The 1,112-nt window shown below is 46.0% G+C and carries 3 protein-coding genes; 2 read left to right on the top strand and 1 reads right to left on the bottom strand.

Annotated elements, in window-relative coordinates; all coding sequences use genetic code 11:
* Both F6K49_RS51865 and F6K49_RS51860 read left to right on the top strand, forming a co-directional pair.
* Positions 1-301 (top strand): glycosyltransferase (locus F6K49_RS51865; protein WP_293110828.1); only part of this gene is annotated, 301 nt, incomplete at its 5' end.
* Positions 267-647 (top strand): hypothetical protein, encoded by a 381-nt coding sequence (locus tag F6K49_RS51860; protein ID WP_293072891.1) that lies wholly within the window; start codon positions 267-269, stop codon positions 645-647. The genes F6K49_RS51865 and F6K49_RS51860, both read left to right, overlap by 35 nt.
* Positions 648-649: 2 nt before the next feature.
* On the opposite strand, the gene F6K49_RS51855 is transcribed toward F6K49_RS51860, so the two are convergent.
* Positions 650-808 carry a hypothetical protein gene (locus F6K49_RS51855; protein ID WP_293053757.1) on the bottom strand — a complete coding sequence of 53 codons (159 nt, stop codon included), beginning with the start codon at positions 806-808 and terminating at the stop codon, positions 650-652.
* Positions 809-1,112: the final 304 nt, after the last annotated feature.

The raw sequence follows: 1,112 nt of genomic DNA, 5'->3' as shown, positions 1-1,112 counted from the left end.
CATAGGAGGGATGAATACTTCGACCCAAGCTAGCGGTGAAGCGTTCCTGAAGTCAATTGAGAGCTTGCCTTGGGTTCAGTATCATGGCCACATAAGCGATCGCATTTTGGCTCAATGGTATCGAGAGGCAACAGCGGTAGTGTTTCTGTCTGACCGGGAGGGATTTGGACTACCGATTGCCGAAGCCGCATCATTTGGTCGCTTCGTGGTAGTTTCTCAAGGCAATCAAGCCGGTGTGGAAGCTGGGGGGTCTGCTCGATGGGATCATGGCTATCAAGACCCAAGGTTCACTCATTACTGATTTGAGTCCAACTGAGGGCGATGCGAGTTGGTATGGTCTTCGTGGTTGGATTGAATGTTCCTACCGAGACCTAAGGCGTGATTGTTGGCAGTGGCAGAAGACTCGCTTAGCTAATCCCGAGCGAGCAGAACGTCAATGGCTGGCCATGGCTGTTGCTCTTCTATGGACTCTGAGTCAAGATCTAGAAGATGAGCAGGCATTATTGGACTCACAACAGCCTATTTCTCAGACACAGACACAAGAAGCACAAAAAAACTCTGTATCCTCAACTAATGTCAATCATCGTCCTGTTCGTCAACTTTCCAGTTTCGTTAATGGTTTGTTAACAATACTGGTGCATTTATAGCACTACGCATTAAAGTTAGGACATTGATACAAGCTGAAACGCTTTTGTAGTAAACTTTTGCCTCTTGCCTCTTGCCTCTTGCCCTTGCGCGTAGCGCTATACTCAATGATTTGCCCATTACTATCGGTTGTCTGAAACCTTCCTCCTTCAAGACTTTTCACTGTTCATTCTCTCCTAACTCTTCTTAATTGTAAAAAACCTACCCTTATGAGGCTACCGTCCCCCCCCTTGCGATCAGCTTTGCTGCGCTAAAAGCGATTGGCCTACGGCCACGCTACGCTATCCCATCAGTAACAAAAACCAACATCCCAATCCAAGGGCGGGTTAAATGAGATAAAGAAATTTTCAACCACTTTACCTGAACCTAATCAATAGTAGCTGTGTATATCCAGCACATTCTTTCCTGATTTTTTACAAATATGAGATAAACCATTAGCAGCTGTGTATACCCGCACAGCTGATCAA

The organism is Moorena sp. SIO3I6, from assembly GCF_010672095.1.
This window is presented reverse-complemented; position numbering and strand designations above follow the sequence as displayed.

Bases quoted from the DNA above. Each gene is read 5' to 3' on its own strand.
- F6K49_RS51860 (WP_293072891.1), top strand. From the start codon at position 267: ATGGCTATCAAGACCCAAGGTTCACTCATTACTGATTTGAGTCCAACT.